The sequence below is a fragment of the Acidithiobacillus sp. AMEEHan genome (assembly GCF_030996345.1).
GTDB lineage: Bacteria > Pseudomonadota > Gammaproteobacteria > Acidithiobacillales > Acidithiobacillaceae > Igneacidithiobacillus.
On sequence record NZ_CP118747.1, the window covers coordinates 2321985 to 2342515 of the forward strand.

At 59.7% G+C, this 20531-nt stretch carries 20 protein-coding genes and 1 other RNA gene; 6 read left to right on the forward strand and 15 right to left on the reverse strand.

Translation table 11 applies throughout. The annotated features are described in order from the left end of the window. Window positions 1-52 precede the first annotated feature (52 nt). The 15 genes from ORD17_RS11840 to ffs all read right to left on the reverse strand — a co-directional run bounded on the left by ORD17_RS11840 (window position 53) and on the right by ffs (window position 14552). Window positions 53-922: an HlyD family secretion protein gene (locus ORD17_RS11840; RefSeq protein WP_308388701.1), complete on the reverse strand. Its 870-nt coding sequence runs from the start codon at window positions 920-922 to the stop codon at window positions 53-55. Further along, entirely contained in the window at window positions 919-1119 is a 201-nt protein-coding gene (locus tag ORD17_RS11845; RefSeq protein WP_308388702.1) for a DUF1656 domain-containing protein, read from the reverse strand. Before ORD17_RS11845 ends, ORD17_RS11840 begins: the two co-directional genes overlap by 4 nt. Then, a complete protein-coding gene (locus ORD17_RS11850) occupies window positions 1109-3292 on the reverse strand; it encodes an FUSC family protein (RefSeq protein WP_308388703.1) in 2184 nt (727 codons plus the stop codon). Before ORD17_RS11850 ends, ORD17_RS11845 begins: the two co-directional genes overlap by 11 nt. Beyond that, the gene (locus ORD17_RS11855) at window positions 3285-4748 is read right to left on the reverse strand and encodes an efflux transporter outer membrane subunit (RefSeq protein ID WP_374693373.1); all 1464 of its coding nucleotides are present in this window, start codon (window positions 4746-4748) and stop codon (window positions 3285-3287) included. Before ORD17_RS11855 ends, ORD17_RS11850 begins: the two co-directional genes overlap by 8 nt. 27 nt (window positions 4749-4775) lie before the next feature. Next, the gene (miaA, locus tag ORD17_RS11860; RefSeq protein ID WP_308388705.1) at window positions 4776-5717 is read right to left on the reverse strand and encodes a tRNA (adenosine(37)-N6)-dimethylallyltransferase MiaA; all 942 of its coding nucleotides are present in this window, start codon (window positions 5715-5717) and stop codon (window positions 4776-4778) included. A gap of 17 nt (window positions 5718-5734) precedes the next feature. Continuing rightward, window positions 5735-7537: a DNA mismatch repair endonuclease MutL gene (mutL, locus tag ORD17_RS11865; protein WP_308388706.1), complete on the reverse strand. Its 1803-nt coding sequence runs from the start codon at window positions 7535-7537 to the stop codon at window positions 5735-5737. Then, window positions 7530-8012 carry a tRNA (adenosine(37)-N6)-threonylcarbamoyltransferase complex ATPase subunit type 1 TsaE gene (gene tsaE / locus ORD17_RS11870; RefSeq protein ID WP_308388707.1) on the reverse strand — a complete coding sequence of 161 codons (483 nt, stop codon included), beginning with the start codon at window positions 8010-8012 and terminating at the stop codon, window positions 7530-7532. Before tsaE ends, mutL begins: the two co-directional genes overlap by 8 nt. Then, entirely contained in the window at window positions 8009-8470 is a 462-nt protein-coding gene (locus tag ORD17_RS11875; RefSeq protein ID WP_308388708.1) for a CBS domain-containing protein, read from the reverse strand. The genes tsaE and ORD17_RS11875 overlap by 4 nt, the downstream gene beginning before the upstream one ends. Continuing rightward, window positions 8467-9816, reverse strand: a complete 1350-nt coding sequence (bioA, locus tag ORD17_RS11880; RefSeq protein WP_308388709.1) for an adenosylmethionine--8-amino-7-oxononanoate transaminase — start codon at window positions 9814-9816, stop codon at window positions 8467-8469. The genes ORD17_RS11875 and bioA overlap by 4 nt, the downstream gene beginning before the upstream one ends. After that, window positions 9813-10646, reverse strand: a complete 834-nt coding sequence (locus ORD17_RS11885; protein ID WP_308388710.1) for an NAD(P)H-hydrate dehydratase — start codon at window positions 10644-10646, stop codon at window positions 9813-9815. Before ORD17_RS11885 ends, bioA begins: the two co-directional genes overlap by 4 nt. Before the next feature lie 11 nt (window positions 10647-10657). After that, a complete protein-coding gene (locus tag ORD17_RS11890; protein WP_308388711.1) occupies window positions 10658-11875 on the reverse strand; it encodes an ammonium transporter in 1218 nt (405 codons plus the stop codon). A 45-nt stretch (window positions 11876-11920) separates the two neighbouring features. Then, complete coding sequence (gene recR, locus ORD17_RS11895) at window positions 11921-12523, reverse strand: recombination mediator RecR (RefSeq protein ID WP_308388712.1); 603 nt, start codon at window positions 12521-12523, stop codon at window positions 11921-11923. 3 nt (window positions 12524-12526) lie between these two features. Then, the gene (locus tag ORD17_RS11900) at window positions 12527-12853 is read right to left on the reverse strand and encodes a YbaB/EbfC family nucleoid-associated protein (protein ID WP_374693374.1); all 327 of its coding nucleotides are present in this window, start codon (window positions 12851-12853) and stop codon (window positions 12527-12529) included. A 13-nt stretch (window positions 12854-12866) separates the two neighbouring features. Continuing rightward, complete coding sequence (gene dnaX, locus ORD17_RS11905) at window positions 12867-14468, reverse strand: DNA polymerase III subunit gamma/tau (RefSeq protein WP_308388713.1); 1602 nt, start codon at window positions 14466-14468, stop codon at window positions 12867-12869. Beyond that, an RNA gene (gene ffs / locus ORD17_RS11910) (signal recognition particle sRNA small type) lies at window positions 14456-14552 on the reverse strand. Before ffs ends, dnaX begins: the two co-directional genes overlap by 13 nt. 388 nt (window positions 14553-14940) lie before the next feature. Here ffs and ORD17_RS11915 point away from each other — a divergent pair. The 6 genes from ORD17_RS11915 to ORD17_RS11940 all read left to right on the forward strand — a co-directional run bounded on the left by ORD17_RS11915 (window position 14941) and on the right by ORD17_RS11940 (window position 20528). Then, window positions 14941-15222 (forward strand): hypothetical protein, encoded by a 282-nt coding sequence (locus ORD17_RS11915; protein WP_308388714.1) that lies wholly within the window; start codon window positions 14941-14943, stop codon window positions 15220-15222. A 300-nt stretch (window positions 15223-15522) separates the two neighbouring features. Beyond that, a complete protein-coding gene (locus tag ORD17_RS11920; RefSeq protein ID WP_308388715.1) occupies window positions 15523-17457 on the forward strand; it encodes a PrkA family serine protein kinase in 1935 nt (644 codons plus the stop codon). Between the two features lie 29 nt (window positions 17458-17486). Further along, entirely contained in the window at window positions 17487-17642 is a 156-nt protein-coding gene (locus ORD17_RS11925) for a hypothetical protein (protein ID WP_308388716.1), read from the forward strand. 2 nt (window positions 17643-17644) lie between these two features. Beyond that, window positions 17645-18787 carry a YeaH/YhbH family protein gene (locus tag ORD17_RS11930; RefSeq protein ID WP_308390100.1) on the forward strand — a complete coding sequence of 381 codons (1143 nt, stop codon included), beginning with the start codon at window positions 17645-17647 and terminating at the stop codon, window positions 18785-18787. Further along, window positions 18780-20264, forward strand: coding sequence for a SpoVR family protein (locus ORD17_RS11935; protein ID WP_308388717.1), 1485 nt, complete (start codon window positions 18780-18782; stop codon window positions 20262-20264). The genes ORD17_RS11930 and ORD17_RS11935 overlap by 8 nt, the downstream gene beginning before the upstream one ends. 57 nt (window positions 20265-20321) lie before the next feature. Continuing rightward, window positions 20322-20528: a DUF3311 domain-containing protein gene (locus ORD17_RS11940; RefSeq protein ID WP_308388718.1), complete on the forward strand. Its 207-nt coding sequence runs from the start codon at window positions 20322-20324 to the stop codon at window positions 20526-20528. The last annotated feature ends 3 nt before the right edge of the window (window positions 20529-20531 follow it).

Consider the following 20531-nt stretch of genomic DNA (forward strand, 5'->3'; position numbering starts at 1 on the left):
TGCCAAGTATACCTGCAGCTTCAGAAAAGCGGGAGATGGGAATCCAATATCGTCATGTGGACTGCCTTTTCTCCACCACGACCGAACAGATCATCCCTGCCGTCAGCGGCAAATCCCGCGGCTTTTGGAGCAAGCGGATCCGTACTGGGATACGCGCCGGCAGCCGCACCCAATTGAAACTCGCCCGCACATCTGCCTCTAGACGCTCGCCGGTGTGACTTTCGCGATCGGTGATGGCGGGCGCGATACCCTCCACTACCCCTGGCAGACTATGTCGCGCCCCCAATAGGGTGACCCTTGCCTTGTCGCCGACATGGACCCCAGTCAGACGGGTCTGCTCCATATAGGCATCCACCCAGTAATCGTCAGACTCCACCAGCGCGAGCAACGGCTTGCCGGTCTGTGCATAGTCTCCAACCCGCAAACGGAGATGGGTAATGGTTCCCGCTACCGGCGCCCGCACCGTCGTCCGCGACAGGTCATATTCGGCCAAGTGCAGACGCGCACGGGCGGCCGCCAATTGTGCCTGCGCGGTACGCACCGCAAGCAGGGCATCGGCGCGCGCCTCTGCGGATACGACATCCGCCGGCAGGTCGGCACGTCGCGCCGCCTGTTCCTTGCGCAGAGCGAGTTGGGCGCTGGCTTCCGCCAATGCTGCGCGCGCGTTGGCCAAGGCAAGCTGGTAGCGCCGCGGATCGATGCGAAACAGAACTTGTCCGGCCCGAACCGGCGCATTATCTGCAACTGCAAGATCCACCACGCGGCCGCTGACATCGGCATTGACTTCCACGATCTGCGCCTGCACGACGGCATCTCGGGTCCACGGACCGTCCATGTAGGCGTGCCAGAGGCGCCAACCCAGCCATCCCGCTAGAAGCAGCACCACCACGGTCACCAAGACACGCAACAGGCGACGCATCATCCATATACTCCCAGGCCCAAAAGAGAAAAGACACAAACAAATAGCGCAAGGCGGAACAGTGCCGGGTGCCAAACCCAGCGATCGAGATTCCAACGACTCGTCAGTTTATCGGCGATCAGATAGAAAACGACCGAAACGGCAAAAATTGGCAGAAGGGTGGGAACAACCGCGCCAAAAACAGTGATCTCAACCGGCATCTTGCAGCTCTAGCGCCTGGGAAAGGCGTCGGGAGACGCTGGCGATCACGTGCACATAGACGCGAAACAGCGCGTCCGGAGGCAAGATCGGATGCAGTGCAGGGTCAAGCCTCTCCTCGGGAAGATGCTGTACCGCATCCAGTGTGGCGCGCAGTCGCCGTCGATCTTCCCCGCTCATGGCCCCAGAGCGCCGCTCCTGAATGCTTTGCAGAAGAAGTTCCACATAGTCCCGCGCATAAATTTGCAAGGGATTCCCCTCTGTATCTTCATTACGCGCATGCAACAAAATCCGTAGCTGCAAGATACCTTCTGCCAGTTCGTCCAGGCGCATGGCCTCGCGCAGCACCTGGGCGTCGCCCTGTTCTTGGGGTGTCAAGGCAGCAGCGAGCAGACGCAGATATTCCCGACTTTCCGCGGCATAGCGATTCCGCAGATTGCCCAGAGGTGCCTTCGCCACGGCACGTACCAGAGCCCGAAAGCGCTCGAGCAGACGGCGACGTTCCCAGTGATTTCCCGGCGGGAAGATCAGAAAGAAGGCGATGCCCACTAGGAACACCGCTATCAGCTCGGCAAAGCCCGAATTGAGCATGTTGAGGTAGGAAAATGAATGAGGATTATCTGGGACCGCCAATTGTGGGAAGAAAATGCCAAAACCGGCGGCGGTACCCGCCCAGCGACCATACGTCAGCAGCCACGGTGAAAGCAGAAAAAATGGGAATAGCGCCAGCGCAAGCATGAGAAATCCCTGGAGACGAGGCAGAAATTCCAGAGAAAACAGCAGAGCCGCCAGAAAGGCAAGAACAATCCCGAACCCCATTTGCCGCGCTGAGGCTACCGGATTGGGAAAGGTGGAAAAAAGTGCGACCAGCACCACCGCGATGATCAACGCCGATGGCCCCGACGGCCACGCCGTCCACAGCCAAAAACAGGAAACGATGGCGACCACCAAGATACTGCGCAGCGCTCCACTGAGAGGTTGTATGATCTCGGTCGGCGGACGACTAAAGGAGGCCCGCCATCGCCTATCGCGCACCTCATCGATGGTCATTGGCAACGGCAGCGGCGCCATCTGCTCCTGTGGATGCAGCAACCGATGATAACTGTCGAGATAACGCCGAAACTCCGCCAAATAGCGGGTCAGCAGTAGAATGAGACTATCCAGTGCCAAGGCCTGCGCGGCATCGAGGCGCGGGTGCAGCCTCTCGCGCAGTGCCGTTAGCTGTTCTATGACTTTGTCCTGCACGCTTTGCAGGTGAATGCGGGCCTGGGCACTGTTGCCAGCCTGAATGGTCTGTCGCAGCTCTTCCAGTTTACTGCGCAATTGCTCCAACAGCTCTTGGCTGGCCTCCTGCACCGGGGTTAAAGCGGGGCGGCGTAGACGCCGGATATGACTGTTGAGTAGATGGAGGGTACCTGAAGCGAACATCATGTCGGCAATCATCTCGCCGACCCGCTCATTGTGACGGCGTCCTGCCGCGCTCTCGAAGAAGGAACCCGAGCGGTAATTGTCGAGTTGCAGAGTTTCCTGAATGGCAGCGAGGTGGAGGACAATCCAGTCTGCGCGCGGGACGCCCCCATTGAGTACCCGCAAGGAATTACCGAGAAAATGTTCCAATCTGCTTTGGGCAGTGCTTTGCAAAAGCTCACCCAAAGATTGGGGAAAGACTACTGCACTCACCGACGATGCCACCAGGATACCCAACATGACATCGCTGAGACGGGCAATGCCAATCTCCACCGCGTGCCCCGGGTCGAGGGCGGCAGGTATCCCGACCAAGGCCGCGGTGTAGCCGGCGAGTACAAAGGCATAGGCCTGAAAATTGCGGAAATAGCGCGCGCCCGCCGTACAAAAGCCGATCCACAGGGCCATGCCGGCGAGGAAACCGATACCCGCATCCGGGAACAGCGCCACTAGAAGCAGTGCAACGATACTGCCGATGATGGTCCCGATAGCGCGATAGAAACTCTTGGCAAGCACCATCCCATTGCGGGATTGCATGACGATAAAAACGGTGATGACCACCGTACTCGGTGAATCGAGCTGAAAGCGATAGGCTAGCCACAGAGCTAGCAGAGCCGCCAGTGCCGTCTTGCCCAAAAACAGCCAATTTTGCAGGTCTTGGCGGTAAAAATCTCGCCAGAACCGGTACTGGGCAGCAAGAGAACTAGCCATGGCCAGCCGACGTCCCAGGCCAAGTCTGCATTACCACCCGCCCTCCCAAAGCAGCGTAGAGACCGACGAGAGTCTGTTCGGCATGGGTATCCAAGCGCAAACGCTCCAGTCGGTTTTCAATCAGGGGGATCTGTGCCTCCAGCGCTGGCAGTGCATTGCTCAGCCCCGCCTGGTAGCGCTGCTGTTGCAATCGTGCGCTATGTTCCAGAATGGCTTCCCGGTGTTGCAGGCTGGCACGTTCCTGCGCCGCGGCCTGCAGAGTCGTCAAATCACCGGCCACCTGTTGCAAGGCCTGTAGTAGGGTCTTGCGATACTGCGCCAGAGTAAGATCGTAGTTTGCCTTGCTGGCGTCAAAATTGCCGCGCAGGCGTCCGCCCGAAAAAATCGGCAGGCTGATTGCTGGCCCGATTCCGGCCTGCAAGGAACCAGGGTGCAAAAAGGTGAACAAGCCACCAGCGGCGGCCAGCCCCCCGGCAAAGGCGACGAGATTGATGTTGGGGTAGTAGGCATCGCGCGCCACTTGAATGGCCGCTGCAGCGGCCTCGATCGCATTCCGTTGTGCCACAACATCCGGCCGCGCTCCCACCCACGCTGCCGGCACCTGCGTCGGACTTCGCCAATGCGGCTGGATCAATGACTGTGGGTCAGGATCCCGCAGCGCTGTCGGCAGACGAGTTCCCTGCCCACAGAGTATGGCGAGGGCCTCGCGGTTCTGCTCGCGCTGTGCCCCTTCGGCTTCAATCTCTCGTTGTAGACGCGAAAGCCGAGCAGCATTTTCCAGCGCTAACAGGGAATTACTCAGACCATGTTGCTCCCGCTGCTCTTCGATGCTTTCGATCTGTTGCAATATCCTCTGTTCCGCATGCAGTTGCGCAAGGGCTGCAGCGTTACCGGCAATCGCCAGCAGCTGCTGCAGCACCGCAGCCTCCAGCACCAGGGTCGCCGCCTTTTGCTTCTGCTGCATCATCAGAAGCTGTAATTGCGCCTCATGTACCCGCTCCTGCTCTTTGCCCCAGAGATCGAAGTGGTAGGAGAAATCCAGTTTCAAGGCATTATTCCAGGAGCTTTCTCCGGCATAAGGGGGCAGATAGAACTGATTTTGCGTCCAGCGACTCACCCCGATATGACCGGCCAGATCGGCCTGCGGCGAGAGCTTCGCGCCAGCGCTACGCAGGCTCGCAGCTGCCAACCGGACCCGCGCCTCGGCCTCTTCCAGATCTGGATTGTTGCGTAAAGCAAGACGCAGAATCTCCTGCTGGCGTTCATTGAGCAAGGCTTGCCACCAATCCGCTTTGGCTGGCTGAGTCGCACCAGTCAGCACCAGCCCCTTGCTGAGCTGCAAGTCCTGCAATTTGGTGGGCGCCGCAAGCTGAGGCATCTTTGGAGCACAGCCGGTGAAGGCAGCCAGTACCACGAAGCAAGCGATAATCCGCCAGGACCTCACGTATCCCTCCACTGCCTCAGTCAGAGCGTTATCATGACGTCACCCTGTCATGCCCTGCAGACGCTCCCGGAGCTCGGCTACCACCTGCGCCACTTGCACACCGTCTGCGGAGGACAGACGCCAGTCGGTTTCCTCAGCGCGAAACCAGGTTTCCTGCCGCTTGGCCAGCTGCCGGGTGGCATAGAGAGCGGCCTGTTCCGCCTCGGGCAGGGAGTACTCGCCACGCAACCAAGCGAATAGTTGGCGGTAGCCCACCGAGCGACAGGCCGGATAATCTTCCAACCCGTAGCGCCCGAAGAGAGCCTCGGCCTCCTCGCGGAAACCCGCAGCATACATCGCTTGCAGGCGTGCAGCGATACGCGCATGCAGTTCTGCCCGCGGGGGCTGCAGGACGATCTTCCAAAGCGGTCCGGGCAGTCCCCCTTGCCAGGGTTCGCTCGTCTTACCCTGGGCCAGCAGTTCGAGGGCGCGCTGTATCCGTTGAGCGTCGTGGGGATGGATCGCGGCTGCCCGATCCGGCGCCTTCTCTGCCAGTTGCCGATGCAGGGCCGGCCAGCCATCCCGCGCGGCCTTTTCCTGCAACTGCTGGCGCAAGCGCGGGTCGGCGGCTGGCAGCTCGGCTATGCCACGTTCCAGCGCGCGAAAATATAGACCAGTACCGCCAACCAATAGAGGGATCTGTCTGGCGGCACGGGCCGCAGTGATTTCCGCCCGGGCGTCCCGAGCAAAATCGCCGGCCGAGTAGATCTCTTCCGGTTCGCGGATATCGATCAGGGCGTGGGGATAGCGGGCCTGGAGCGCAACATCGGGCTTGGCGCTGCCCAGATCAAAATGACGATAGATGGCCAGCGAATCGACACTGATGAGGCGGATGGGAAAGCAATCTGCCAGACGCAGGGCGAGAGCCGTCTTGCCACTCGCCGTCGGCCCCTGCAGGAAGAGGGTTGGCAGGGGGGATGTCTCGGTATCCGGAAAATCCATATTCCCAAGAGCGACGTTCAGCGTCCACGCAGAAACAGGCGATCGAGCTCGGCCAGGTTCCACTGGACGATGGTGGGCCGACCATGATTGCATTGCGTGAAGCGTGGCGTTGCCTCGAGCTGCCGCAAGAGGGCATTCATCTCCGCCAGGCTCAAGGAATGATGGTCCTTGATGGCGGCGTGGCAGGCCATCTCCGCCAGACGTTCGTCGCCTTGTCCGGCCTGCCAGGCGGGCTCCTCCGCGAGGCAGTCCGCCACCAGATCGGCAATGGCAGCTTGGGGAAACCCCAGTGCGCAGGCGTGAATGCGCAGACTTCCTGGTCCGCTGCGCGACCAGTCGAGGCCGGCCTCGCGCAACAACTCGGCGCGCTCCGCCAGACGATCGGCTTGGCTGGGGCTGATTTCGACCTGCACAGGCAAAAGTAGCGCTTGCCGTTGCCCCGCCACCCGCTGCGCCTTGAAGCGCTCATACAGGATACGCTCATGGGCCGCATGCTGATCAACGAGCAGCATCCCTTCGCGGTTCTCCGCGACGATGAAACGCTGATGAATCTGTCCCAAAGCCCGTCCCAGAGGGTACTCCTTCCACAGCGCATCCGGCTCCGCCGACGACAGCGGTGGGAGTTCGGAAGCAGAGCGAGGCGCATCGCGAAAGCTGGGAGCGACCAACTTCTGCCAGTAGCTCTCGCTGCTGCCCTCCTGCACCTGGCCCGCGGCAAAACCCGAAAGAGGCGCCTGGGCGCCATAATATCCCTTGCCAATCGGCTGCTCGACCCTTTCTGCAGAGAAAACGGACGCTGCGCGTGGGCGCGCCTGATCGGCGATGACGTCTGCCAGGCTATGCCGGACGAAGTCGTGGATCAGTCGTGCCTCGCGAAAGCGCACCTCGGTTTTGGCGGGATGTACATTGACATCCACCAGCGCAGTCGGTAGCTCCAGATAGCAGATGGCGACGGGTTGGCGGTCCTGGTAGAGCACATCGGCGTAGGCGGAGCGCAAGGCATGACGCAGGCTGGCGTCCTGCACCGCACGGCCATTGACGAAGAAATACTGCTCGTCGGCGCGGGGTCGGTTAAAGCTGGGTAAAGCGAGCCAGCCCCAGAGTCGCCAGCCGTTACCTTCCTGTTCGAAACGCAGGGCATTACGGAGAAATTCATCGCCGAGAATGGCCGCCACGCGCGCATCCTGATCCGCCTCGCTCAGGGCTGCCGGATACTGCGCCAACAGGCGTTTTCCTTGTTGCAGACGCAGATCTACGGGAAAGGCGCTGAGGGCCAGCTGACGCCAGAGCTTCTGGATACGAGCAAGTTCGGTGGCAGGGGCTTTCAGGAATTTGCGCCGCGCCGGAACATTGTAGAACAGATCCTCCACCCGAACCGTGGTACCGAAAGCCCGCGCCGCCGGAGTATCTTCTTGCAGGATGCCAGCTGCCAGGCACAGGCGTCGCGCCGCACTCGTCCCGACGGCCCGGCTGATGATTTCCAGGCGCGCGACGGAGGCAATGGCCGGCAGGGCCTCTCCGCGAAAGCCGAAGCTCTGAATCTGCTCGAGCTCCACATCATCGTAGAGTTTGCTGGTGGCGTGTCGCGACAGGGCCAGAGGCAGATCCTCCGCCTCGATACCGATGCCATCGTCCTGCACCTCGAGCAGCTCGATCCCTGCCCCTTCGAGGAGCACATCGATGCGCCGAGCACCGGCATCGAGGCTGTTTTCGATGAGCTCTTTCAACACAGAAGCGGGGCGTTCCACCACCTCACCCGCAGCGATCCGGTCCGCCAGCTGCGGACTCATCACCTGCACCCGACGCCGCGTTTCAGGCATGCGCGGACAAGCCCGCCGACGCCACTGTCAGGGCCTCCAGCCAGTCCGTACCGCGTGGACTCGCGGCATGGACGACGAGGCGGTGCGCACCAGCCTCTGCAAGAGACATGTCTATCCGTAGGTCGGCTGGTGGCAAATACGCAAGGGCGCGCTGCGGCCACTCCACCAGCCACAATGCATTTTTCTGCAAATAATCGCGCAGGCCGATGTATTCCAGTTCCTCTGCCTCTACCAACCGATACAGATCCAGGTGCAGTACCATCCCCGCTGCCGTGTCATACTCCTCTACCAGGGTATAGGTGGGGCTGCGGACAACGTCGCTGTAGCCCAGGGCATGGATCAGGGCGCGCGCCAAGGCGGTCTTTCCCGCCCCTAGATCTCCCTGCAGATAAATGACTCCGGGGATCGGCGTCAGCCGGGCAAAGTCCCGTGCCCAGGCCTCGGTAGCCGCCAGGTCGGGCAATTCCCGGATCATGATTGGGACAGGAGCCCCCGGAGGATATCGGAACGGCTGACCATGCCCAAGAGCTTCCCCTCACCATCGACCACGGGTAAGGCGTGGAGCCGATGTTCGAACATCCGGTCGGCCACGGTATCGATGCTTTCCTCCGGGCGCGCCAGTTGTAGATGCCTTTTGGTGGCGAGGCCCTGCGCATCGACCGCAGTGACCTTACGCAATTCTTCTGCATACTCGTGCATGCCGGAGATGGGAATCACACTGTCCAGGATGGAAATCACCGTGGGTAGATGCACCTGCCGGTGGGCATCGATCAGATCGCGTTCGGTGATAATCCCCGTCACCCGGCCGCGGTCGTCCACGACTGGCAGGCTGTGGTGCCCAGAGCTCAGCATCTTCTTGCTGACCTCCTCCACACCATCGCCCTCGCGCACCGAAATCACCTCGGTCGTCATCAGCGCACTGATATTTTTCATGTCTTGGATTCCTCAGCCATGCTGTCTTGCAATACTTGCAGAATAAGGTCTATTTCTGCGGCTGTCACCGAAAGCGGGGGCACCAGAACGATGCTGTCGCCCAGAGGTCGCAGGTAGACCCCTGCGTCGCGGGCCCGGCGGCAGACGGCGTACTCACGCCGCTCCCCATAGGTATAGGCATTGCCATTGCGCGGATCACGCAGGGGGACGGCTGCCATCAGACCAAACTGCCGGGGCGCTGACGAAAAAGGTAAGCCGGCAAAGCGCTGCAATCCCTGCTGCAGTTGCGCGATGCGTGCGCGCACCTGGGTCAGCAGATCGCTCTCCGCAAAGAGCGCCAGATTTTCCAGCGCCACTGCACAGGCCAGCGGATTCGCCGTGTAGGTGTGGCCATAGTAGAACTGCTTGGCCTCACCAAAGGGGGCCAGGAAGGCTGCATAGATCGGTTCCTGTGCCAAAGTAGCTGCCAAGGGCAGATAGCCGCCACTGATCCCCTTGCCCAGGGCCAGAAGGTCGGGAGATACCCCTTCTTGTTCACAGTAGAACAGCGTGCCGCTACGACCAAAGCCGCTGGCGACCTCATCGACGATCAGCAATACCTCATAGCGGCGACAAAGCGCCGCCGCCCCCGCCAGGATACCCCGCGGGTAGGGCAAGATACCAGCCGCACCCTGCACCCCCCCCTCCAGAACCAGGGCGATGATCTCATCCGCGCGCTCCCGCAGGATATCCTCCAGCGACTGCAGCCAGCTTGCGCAGGCAGACTCGGCATCGCCCTGCAGGCGTTGCTGCAGCAACCAAGGGCTGGGCAGCCGGTCTACGGGAAAATGCAGGTGGCCGTACACCCCATGGAAGAGAGGGAAGCCACCCAGCGAGCTGGCGCCAATGGTATCGCCATGATAGGCGTCGTCCACCGAGAGAAAGCGGCGCTTTTCCTTCCTCCCCAGATTCTGCCAATACTGTGCGGCAATTTTCACCGCCACTTCCACCGCCTCGGCACCGTCCTCCGAGAAAAACACCCGTTCGAGTCCCGCGGGAGCGATCTCCGTCAGGGCCTTCGCCAGGCGGATGCCCGCGGGATGGCTGGCGCCCAGGACCGTGGTGTGCGCCACTTTGTCCAGCTGCGCGCGCAGCGCGGCATCCAGGCGCGGGTGACGGTGTCCATGGACGTTGCACCACAGACTGGCAATGGCATCCAAGGCCTTACGCCCGCGGATATCATAGACATAATTGCCTTCGCCGCGCTCGATGATCCAGGGATCATCATCCCCCCAGCAGGACATCTGCGTGAAAGGGTGCCAGAAATGCTGTCGATCCCAGTCACGCAACTCCTGTTCTTCGCTCAAGAAATCCTCCAGTTTTGCAGTACGCGCGGGATCTGCGCGAGGATATCGCGGGCCAACAGACTCGCTTCACCGAGTTCGTCTGCGGCCAGATCACCAGCCCGGGCATGGATACAGACCGCGAGGCTCGCTGCTTCCAAGGCGCGCAATCCCTGTGCCCAAAGACCGGCAATGAGGCCAGTGAGAACATCACCGCTGCCTCCCGTGGCCATACCAGGGTTACCCCAAGGGCAGCGCCCGAGCAGGCTGCCGTCACTGACCAGAGTGCCTTCCCCTTTGAGGACCCAGACACCCCCATAGCGCCGTACCAGCGCGGCAATCGCCGCCTCCCGGTCGGCCTGCACCGTTGCGGCAGTGCTGTGCAACAGGCGTGCGGCCTCCCCCGGATGCGGCGTACAGATACGTTCGCCCCCACCCTGCAGGATGCCCGGGCCGAAGCGGGCCAGGATATTCAGGGCATCGGCATCCCAGACCCGGCGTTGCGGTAAGGCTGCCGCCTCGCGCACCAAGTCATGGGCCGCCAGCCCCTGGCCCAGCCCCGGCCCGAGGGCAAGAACTCCATCATCGGGGAGACTGCTGGCCAGGCGCGGCGGCCAATCCATCCAGGTCGCTTCCGGCAGATGCGCCGCAAAATAGGCCTGCGACTGGGGATGCCCGATGCCGGTGACCAGCCCAGCGCCGGCCCGATAGGCCGCCAAGGCCGCAAGGCTCAGAGCGCCGCCCATCTCCATGCTCCCGCCCAGGACATAGACATGGCCAAAGTTGCCCTTGTGAGCGGCAAGGGGCCGCTTGGGCAGGGCAGGGAGATTTTCCGGCAGCAGCTCACGATGCATGGGCATGGTCCTCAGGCCTTTTGAATGTCCTCCTCAGGATAGGCACTGACATGATGGATGGCCAGATCCGGTCCCAGATATTCGTCTTCTGCGTCCAGGCGAATGCCGACCAATTTGCGCAGCAGACCGTAAACGAGGAGACTGCCGAGCATGGCAATGGCAAGGCCGAGCGCCGTACCAAGGATCTGCGAGACAATGCTGACCCCGCCGGCACCACCCAGGGCGCGCAGACCAAAGATGCCGACGGCAATGCCCCCCCAGGCACCGCAAACACCATGCAGAGGCCAGACGCCCAACACATCATCGAGACGCAGCCGGTGTTGCACAAAGGTGAAAAGGTAGACGAAGATGGCGCCGGCGATGGCACCAATCGCGAGCGCGCCGATGGGTTGCACCACATCCGAACCGGCACAGATGGCCACCAGGCCCGCCAGCGCACCATTGTGCACAAAACCGGGATCCCCCTTGCCCAAGGCCAGGGCAGCCAGCATCCCGCCCACCAGGGCCATCAAGGAATTCAGTGCCACCAAGCCCTGCACTGCCTGCAGCTGCTGCGCGCTCATGACATTGAAGCCAAACCAGCCAATGATCAGAATCCAGGAGCCCAGCGCCAAGAAGGGAATATTGGAAGGCGGCATGGGATGGATGCTACCGTCACGGCCATAGCGGCCACGGCGCGGGCCCAGGAGCCAGACCGCGATCAACGCCATCCAGCCACCCACTGCATGCACCACCACCGAGCCGGCAAAGTCATGAAAGGGCGCGCCAAACTGCTGGGTAAACCACGCCTGAATGCCATAATTCCCGTTCCAGACGATGCCCTCGTAGAAGGGATACACCAGCCCCACCAGAAAGGCAGTCGCCATCAGTTGCGGCACAAAGCGCGCCCGCTCGGCAATGCCGCCAGAGATGATCGCCGGCACCGCCGCAGCAAAGGTGAGCAGAAAAAAGAAGCGCACCATGGCGAAACCCTGGTCGCTGGCGGTGAGCTGCTGCACGTCGCCAAAGAAGCTGATGCCGTACGCAATGTGATAGCCGATGAAAAAGTAAACGATGGTGGAGATACCGAAATCGCTGAGGATCTTGACCAGCGCGTTCACCTGACTGCGCCGGCGCACGGTGCCAAGCTCTAAAAAGGCGAAGCCGCCATGCATGGCAAAAACCAGTATGGCCCCCATCAACAGAAAAAAGACATTATCCCCAGGCAAGGGCGCAGATGCCGTAATCATCGATCTCTTCCTCGTCGTCGTTTCTACGGTATTGTATAAGGTTTCTTATGGTTCCAGGGCAGCGCGTCCCTGCACCGCGCGCCCCAAGGTACTACGATCCAGATATTCCAGTTCTCCCCCCATGGGAATGCCACGGGCAATGCGCGTCACGCGCAGCCCCTCAGGCACCAGCGCCGCCACGAATTGTGCCGTTGCTTCCCCTTCGAGGGTCGAATTGGTCGCCAAGATCACCTCCTGCAGTCCCTCCTCCGCCAATCGTTTCTCCAGCAGATCGAGATGCAGGGCATCCGGACCGATGCCATCCAGCGGCGAAAGATGCCCCATGAGCACAAAATACTCCCCCTGATAGGCACCAGAGTCTTCGATGGCCAAGAGATCTGCGGGTGATTCAACGATACAGAGGATGCTGTGGTCGCGTCGCCCATTACTGCACAAGCCACACAGCGCATCTTCACAGAGATTGTTGCAGCGGCCGCAGTGGCGGATGGCCTGATGGGCCTGTTGCAGGGCGAGCGCTAGTTGCGGCATCAGCTCGCGTTTGCGCAGTAGCAGATCGAGGGCGATCCGCTGCGCCGAGCGCGGGCCGATACCCGGCAGACGTCGTAACAGACCGACGATCTTGTCCAGGGAAGGAGTGCTACCCGCCATCGCTCAGAAGGGCAGGTTCAAACCTGGGATATTCATACCACCGGTGACGGTGGAAAGGCGTTCCGCACTCGTCTTTTCGGCATTGCGTAGGGCATCATTGACTGCGGCTGCCACCAAGTCTTCCAGCATCTCCTTATCGCCATCCTCGAGCAGGGAAGCGTCGATCCGCACCCGCCGCACATCGTTGCGGCAGGTCATGGTCACTTCTACCAGATTGCCGCCCGCGTGCCCCTGCACTTCCACATGCGCTAGTTCTTCCTGCACTTGCTGCAAACGCTCCTGCATCTGCTGCGCCTGCTTCATGATATTGCCCAAGCCACCTTTCATCATCGCTAGTCCTCCATTAAGAATTGCTCGCCCGATCAATGATCTCTACCCGCAGCACCCGCGCCTGCAAAGCATCCTGAAACTCTCGCAACCGTGGGTCGGCCAAGGCCCGCAGCTCGATATCCGACCGTCGTGCCTGTTCCCGCGCTGCCGCCTCCTGTGCCAGAGTTCCCGTCGCCGCGTTGGGGTCCAGGAGCGTCAAGCGAAGATCCGTGGCAGTCTGCCAGTGATTCTGCAATGCCGTGCGCAGGGTAGCCTCCTCTTTGCGCAACAAAGACTCGTAGGCGGGGTCGAGGGCAAGCTCCAGCACTACCCGATCACAGCGCGATGCCCGGCTGTGCCGTAAAAATTCCCTCAGCGAAGGGCTCAACGAGAGCTTGGGCAAAAGTTCTTCCCAGTCCCTTTGTGGGTTGGAAGGCGCTACCATACGATCTGCCGACTCAGGCGTGGGCAATGGATCAGCCTGGGAACGGATCACGTTCTTCCCCTGTGATGGCCCTTCCGGAAGCAGGAAGGCGAGAAGGCGCAACAGGGCCATCTCAATCGCCATGCGTGGATTGGGATAAAGGGAAAAATCCCGCCGCGCCGCGAGCAGAATGTGATACCAGGATTGCAGCAGCAAAGGAGATTCTTGGTGCACGAGATCGCGCAACTGCGATGCCAGCGCACCGCTCTGCTCCGGCAGCCATTGCGCCAGGCTGCAGCGATGCAACTCTTCGATCAGGGCATCCAATAGCGCGGCGGCATCCTGCCCCAGCGCCTGCTGCTCGCGCAACAACGCAAAGACCTGGCTACTGTCACGCTGCAGCAAGGCCAGCAGAAAACTCGTCGCGACATCGCGCGGGCAAAGGCCGAGCATGGCGCTGACCGTGTCGCCATCCACTCGTCCGCCGCCTTGGGCGATCGCTTGATCGGTCAGACTCAGGGCGTCGCGCAGGCTGCCATCTGCGGCTTGCGCCAGCGCCGCCAGGGCATCGTCTGTGGCCTCTACGCCCTCGGCTGCCAAAATCTGGTGCAAGCGCTGCACGATCAGAGGGGGGTCGAGGCGCCGCAGATGGAACTGGATACAACGCGACAAAATCGTCGCCGGGATTTTTTGCGGATCGGTGGTAGCCAGTATAAATTTTACATGCTCGGGGGGCTCTTCCAGGGTTTTCAACAAGGCATTGAAGCTGTGGGTGGAGAGCATATGCACTTCGTCGATGAGGTAGACCTTGTAGCGACCGCTGGTCGCCGCATACTGCACGTTATCGAGCAGCTCGCGGGTCTCATCCACCCGCGTACGACTGGCGGCGTCCACTTCCAGGAGATCGACAAAGCTCCCGCCAGCAATGCTCTTACAGGCACTGCACTCGCCGCACGGCTCGCTGCTGACTCCCCGCTCGCAATTCAAGCATTTGGCCAGCAGGCGCGCCAGAGTGGTCTTGCCTACGCCGCGGGTGCCGGTAAACAGAAAGGCGTGATGCAGACGCCCGCTATCCAGGGCATGGCGCAGCGATTTGACCACCGTTTCCTGGCCGACGAAGTCGGAAAAGGACTGCGGTCGCCAGCGTCGCGCCAGGGCCTGATAGACGCCGGCCATCACTCGATCAATAGGGAGGCGACGCCAACCAGCCACACCCCGGCACCTGGATCAGTGACTGCCGCTGCTCCCTTCCGGGCCTGACGGGGTTCATCACCTACCACTGCGAGGGGACCGATCTTTGTCGCCATAGAGAAAACCATGCTGCGGAATCTGGAGGAGGGACTGGGATTCGCCCATAAATTTCGATATCCAATGTTAATCAATGAATTATAGGAGCCCACTAATCGCTTGCTTACCCTTGCCAGGGACAAAATCATCTCCTCTTCGATTGCGGACACTATCAGATTTCCCCGCACCCGCCAACAGGGCTGGCCGACTGTCCTTTGCCACCCCGCTGGTTGGAGGCTTATGGGTATGGGCGGCACACTCCGCCGCGCATCGCTCTCGCCTCCAGGACGGCCGCGAACTGCTTCCTTCGCCAGCACATGCACCAACGATGTCTTGGCCTAGGGAACGATTCCCCTCCCTCACAGTCCCAACTGTAGAATTTCTCTAGGAGCGAGCAATGCAGGTACGTATCGTCAGTACAAAACACCTGACCTGGTGGCAAAAGCTCGGCATCACTGTCGGCGTTGCCGTTCTACTCGTTGTCGCTCTCTTCTTCTTTGCCATCTTTGCCGCATTTTTCGCGTTGACTCTACTTGTTGCCAGCGTTTGGCTGGCTTGGCGACGCTGGCGCCTGCGTGGCCGGCGAGGACTGAATGAAGATGGCACCATCCGCGCCGAATATCGTGAAATCCGACGACGTCAAGAGTACCTGCCCAGGGAGCAGGACAGCGACGAATAACACCGTTCCGGAAGAAGCTTTCGCGCGCCATACGCACCAACTTGGTGCGGTCATTGTTCTGGAGCGCACGGTTTTGGCACAGACAATGTCGCAAACTGTCCATCAACGGACAGCGCCAGTTCCTTTCGGGCTTCACGAAGATAACAATGCCCAATCATGGGGTCCAATCACGGTGCAATCTGCCTGGCACAAGATATGCTGAACAGCTGAGGAAGGGGAGAGAGGGGGAAACGTTGCTCCGATCCCGGCGTCTAACCAGTGTTGGAGTTGCCATGAGCCCACGGGCAAGGAGAGTGGCAGATGAGTCTGTTCGATAAGTATCAAGAACGCTTCTTGCAGCAGCAAGAGAGCATCCTCTCGCTGGATGAGTACCTCGCCCTTTGCGCGAAAGACCCGCTGACCTATGCCAGTGCGGCCGAGCGCATGCTGGCAGCGATTGGTGAACCCAAGGTGCTGGATACCCAGGCAGATCCCCGCCTAGCCAGGATTTTCCTGAATCGTAAACTCCTCACCTACCCCGCCTTCGAAGATTTTTACGGCATCGAGGATGCCATCGAAAATCTAGTGGCCTATTTCCGTCATGCCGCCCAAGGTCTCGAAGAACGCAAGCAGATCCTCTATCTGCTTGGTCCTGTCGGAGCCGCCAAATCATCCTTGGCGGAACGCCTGAAGAGCCTGATGGAGAAGCATCCAATCTACTGTTTGGCCGCCAACGGCAAGGTTTCGCCGCTCTTCGAGTCCCCCCTCGGCCTTTTCGATCCACAGGAGGATGGAGAAATCCTAGAAGACCGTTTCGGCATCCCGCGGCGCGCCCTGCAGGGAGTGATGTCCCCCTGGGCGGCCAAACGCCTGCGCGAATTTGGCGGCGACATACGCAAATTTACGGTACACCGCCTCATGCCCTCGCAGCTGCACCAGATTGGCATCACCAAGGTCGAGCCTGGGGATGAGAACAATCAGGATATCGCCAGCCTGGTCGGCAAGGTAGATATCCGCAAGCTGGAAGACTTCTCGCAAGACGACCCCGACGCCTACGCCTATTCCGGCGGGCTCAACGTCGCCAACCAAGGGGTTCTCGAATTTGTCGAAATGTTCAAAGCACCAATCAAAATGTTACATCCTCTGCTCACCGCCACCCAGGAAGGAACTTACAACGGTACGGAGGGTTTCGGTGCCATGCCCTTCCAGGGCATCGTCCTCGCCCATAGCAACGAATCCGAGTGGTCGGCATTTCGTAATAACCGCCGCAATGAGGCCTTCCTCGATCGTGTGTACATCGTCAAGGTGCCATACTGCCTGCGCGTCACCGAAGAAACGCGGATCTATCACAAACTGCTGGAGAACAGCGCCTTGGGCAGCGCGCCCTGCGCCCCTGACACCTTGGAAATGCTCGCGCGCTTTTCCGTGCTGAGTCGGCTGAAAGAGCCCGGCAACAGCAGCCTGTGGTCCAAGATGGAAATCTATGACGGCAAAAGCCTGAAAGATAAAGATCCGAAAGCCAAAAGCCTGCAGGAATATCGCGATGCGGCGGGGGTGGACGAGGGAATGGATGGAATCTCCACCCGCTTTGCCTACAAAATTCTTTCCCGCACCTTCAATTACGATGCCGATGAAGTTGCCGCAAACCCGGTGCATCTACTCCATATTCTGGAAACCCAGATCCGCCTGGAGCAATTTCCGGAGGATGTCGAAAGCCGCTATGTCGGATTTTTGAAGACTGAACTGGCGCCCCGCTATGCCGAATTTCTGGGTCTGGAAATCCAAAAGGCCTACTTGGAGAGCTATGGCGAATATGGCCAGAATCTTTTCGACCGCTACATCCAGTATGCCGATTTCTGGTTGCAGGACACAGAATACCGCGATCCCGACACCGGCCAGTTGATGGATCGCTCCTTGCTCAATGAGGAGCTCGAAAAAATCGAGAAGCCGGCAGGGATCGTCAATCCCAAGGACTTTCGCAATGAGGTAGTGAATTTTGTCCTGCGCGCCAAAGCGGCCAATGATGGTATTGGTCCGGCGTGGACCAGTTATGAAAAATTGCGCTCGGTGATCGAGAAAAAGATGTTTGCCAATACGGAAGATCTCTTACCGGTCATCTCCTTCGGCAAGAAGAGTTCATCCGAGGACGAGCGTAAACATCAGGACTTCGTCAGCCGGATGACCGCCAAAGGCTACACCGAAAAGCAGGTAAGGCTCTTGGTCGATTGGTATATGCGCTACCGTAAACATCACTGAGCCAATGAGTTGGCTCGGAGGGATTCTGCATGAGCAGCATCATTGATCGTCGTCTCTCGGGATCACGCTCCAACGCCAATCGTGAACGACTGCAACGACGGGTGCGTGCGCGGCTGCAAGAGGCCGTCGAGAAAATGGGCAGGACGGGGCCATTGAGTCGCTCAGCAAGGGCGACAAAGCGGTAGTCATTCCCGCCAACGATTTGCACGAACCGAGCTTTCGCCATGACCCGGCGAATGGTAGCTGGGATCGAGTCTTACCCGGCAACAAGAGTTTCCAGCGGGGCGACGAGATTCCCAAGGGAGGGGGCGGCGGTCAATCGGGTCGCGAAGGAGCGCCGGACGGTGAGGGAGAGGATGCTCTAGGCGTCCTGCTCTCGCCAGACGAATTTCTCGACCTCCTCTTCGACGGCCTCTCCCTGCCCAACCTGCGCCAGGGTACTGGTGGTGAGATCGAGGCAGAACAGTGGCGTCGCAGCGGCTTTGTGCGCGACGGGAGCCCGTCGCGTATGCATGTTGCGCGCACCATGCGTGCCGCCCGCGCACGACGACTGGCCCTCCGTGCCGGTAAACGCCGGGCCCTGGAGGCATTGCAGGAAGAACGGGAAAAACTGCTGGCAGATATTTCCGCACGCAAGAAGCAACAGGATGATGTGAGTATCGAGGAAGAACGCTTGCGCGACATCGATGCGCAAATCGCGGTATTACAGCGCAAGATGCGGGCGGTGCCGTTCATCGACGATTCCGATTTGCGCTTTGCCCATATCGACCGCCACACCCAGCCGCGTAGCCAGGCCAGCATGATCTGTATCATGGATGTTTCCGGCAGCATGGGGGAAACCGAAAAGGATTTATCCAAGCGCTTCTTTCTGCTTCTCTACTTGTTTTTGCAGCGGCAGTATCAGAACGTACAGATTGTTTTTATCAAACATCACAGCGTCGCCCAGGAATGCACGGAAAGGGAATTCTTTGCTGCCCGCGAGGGCGGCGGCACCCTGGTATCGCCGGCCTTGGCCCTTGCCGAAGAAATCATTTCCGCACGATTCCCCGCCGACGAGTGGAATGTCTATCTGGCGCAGGCATCAGATGGCGACAATTATTTTGCCGATAACGCGGTAGTAGAGGAAGTCGCCAGCCGTCTCTTACAGCGGCTTCGGGCATTTTATTATCTAGAAGTGAACCGCGATGACGAAAGTCATTTGCTCCAGGTATATCAGGAACTCGCAGAATTTTTTCCGCATATGGTCTGCACCCGGGCACAGCAACGGGAAGACGTATATCCGATGTTCCGCGAGCTTTTCTCTAAACCGCAGGTACTCGAACATGGTTGATCGTCTCCTGTTCAGTGACAATGACTGGTCCTTCTCCCGCCTGGATGCCGTGGATCGCGCCTGCGCACAGATCGCGCAGGAGGAGCTCGGCCTGGATACCTATCCCAATCAGCTGGAATTGATCAGCGCCGAGCAGATGCTCGACGCCTACGCCTCCATTGGCCTGCCGGTGTATTACGCCCATTGGTCCTTTGGCAAACAGCACGCCATCGAGTCGGGTCAGTACAAGCGCGGGGAGATGGGCCTGGCCTATGAGCTGGTCATCAACAGTAATCCCTGCATCAGCTATCTCATGGAAGAAAATACCATGACCATGCAGACCCTGGTCATAGCGCATGCCGCTTATGGACACAATGCCTTCTTCAAAAACAATGTATTTTTTCAGCAATGGACCGATGCGGAAGGAATTCTCGATTATCTCAGTTTTGCCCAGGCGTATATTGCTGCCTGTGAGGAACGCTACGGTATACAGGAGGTCAGCGCGGTACTGGACGCGGCCCACGCCATCGCCAGAAATGGCATCGATCGCGCACGCCGGCCGCGCAAGCTATCCGCGCGAGAGGAAGAAATGCGCCGGCAGGAACGGGAACGCTATCTGGAGCAGCAGCTCTCAGAGATCTGGCGCACCCTGCCCCCGACCAGCAGCCCCGAGCGACCCGCGCAGGAATCGAGATTTCCGCCGGAACCCACCGAAAATTTGTTATATTTCATCGAAAAAAATGCGCCACAGATGCCCAGCTGGCAGCGTGAAATCTTGCGGATCGTACGCAAGATCAATCAGTACCTCTATCCGCAAGGGCAAACCAAGATCATGAATGAAGGCTTCGCCTGCTTTGTGCATTATTACATCATGCACCGCTTACACGAGACGGGACAAATTACGGATGGCAGCCTGCTGGAGTTTTATGCCAGCCATACGGCTGTGGTTTTCCAACCCGATTACGATGATCCGCGTTACAGCGGAATCAATCCTTACGCCTTGGGCTTTGCTATTTTTCGGGACATCCAGAGAATCTGCAGCGCCCCCACGGAAGAAGACCGCCGTTTTTTTGCCTTCGCCGGCGATCCAGACTGGAAAAAACAGGTTCTGTTTGCTATGCGAGAATTTCGCGATGACAGCTTTATCTTGCAATACCTCTCGCCCAAGGTAATTCGCGACCTGCACCTCTTTGCCTTGCACAATGACCCGGAAAATGCGGCCTACCGGGTTACCGCCATTCATGACGACGCGGGCTACCGGGAAATTCGGGAACGCCTGGCGCAACAGGTGGCGCAGAGCAGTCGCCCACCCAACATCGTGATCGACAAGGTCGACCGCTGGGGGGATCGACACTTGGAGCTGCGTCAATTGGACGCAATGCCACTTTCCGAAAAAGACGCGCAGTCAACCCTGGAAATGATTCAAAGACTCTGGGGCTATGACGTCTTTCTGTCTGGTAACCACCCAGAATTCAGCCTCTCGGCGCGCAGGGACTGAGCGCAATCGCGATTCTTTGCTATTCTTCGCCACTCTGTGACACAGTGGCGAGGCAGCATGAAGAGAAAATCGGCAAGACTGGGGTTTTGGGGAGTACTGTATTTATCGATACCGTGCATTGCGGTATTGGCGGTGCCGCTCTATAACCGCGCCACCCCGGTGCTGTTCGGAATCCCATTTTTTTACTGGTGGCAGATCGGCTGGGTACCGCTTTCCGGTTTCTTCATCTACCTCGCCTGGCGACGTGTGGAACGGCAGGGCTGAGTC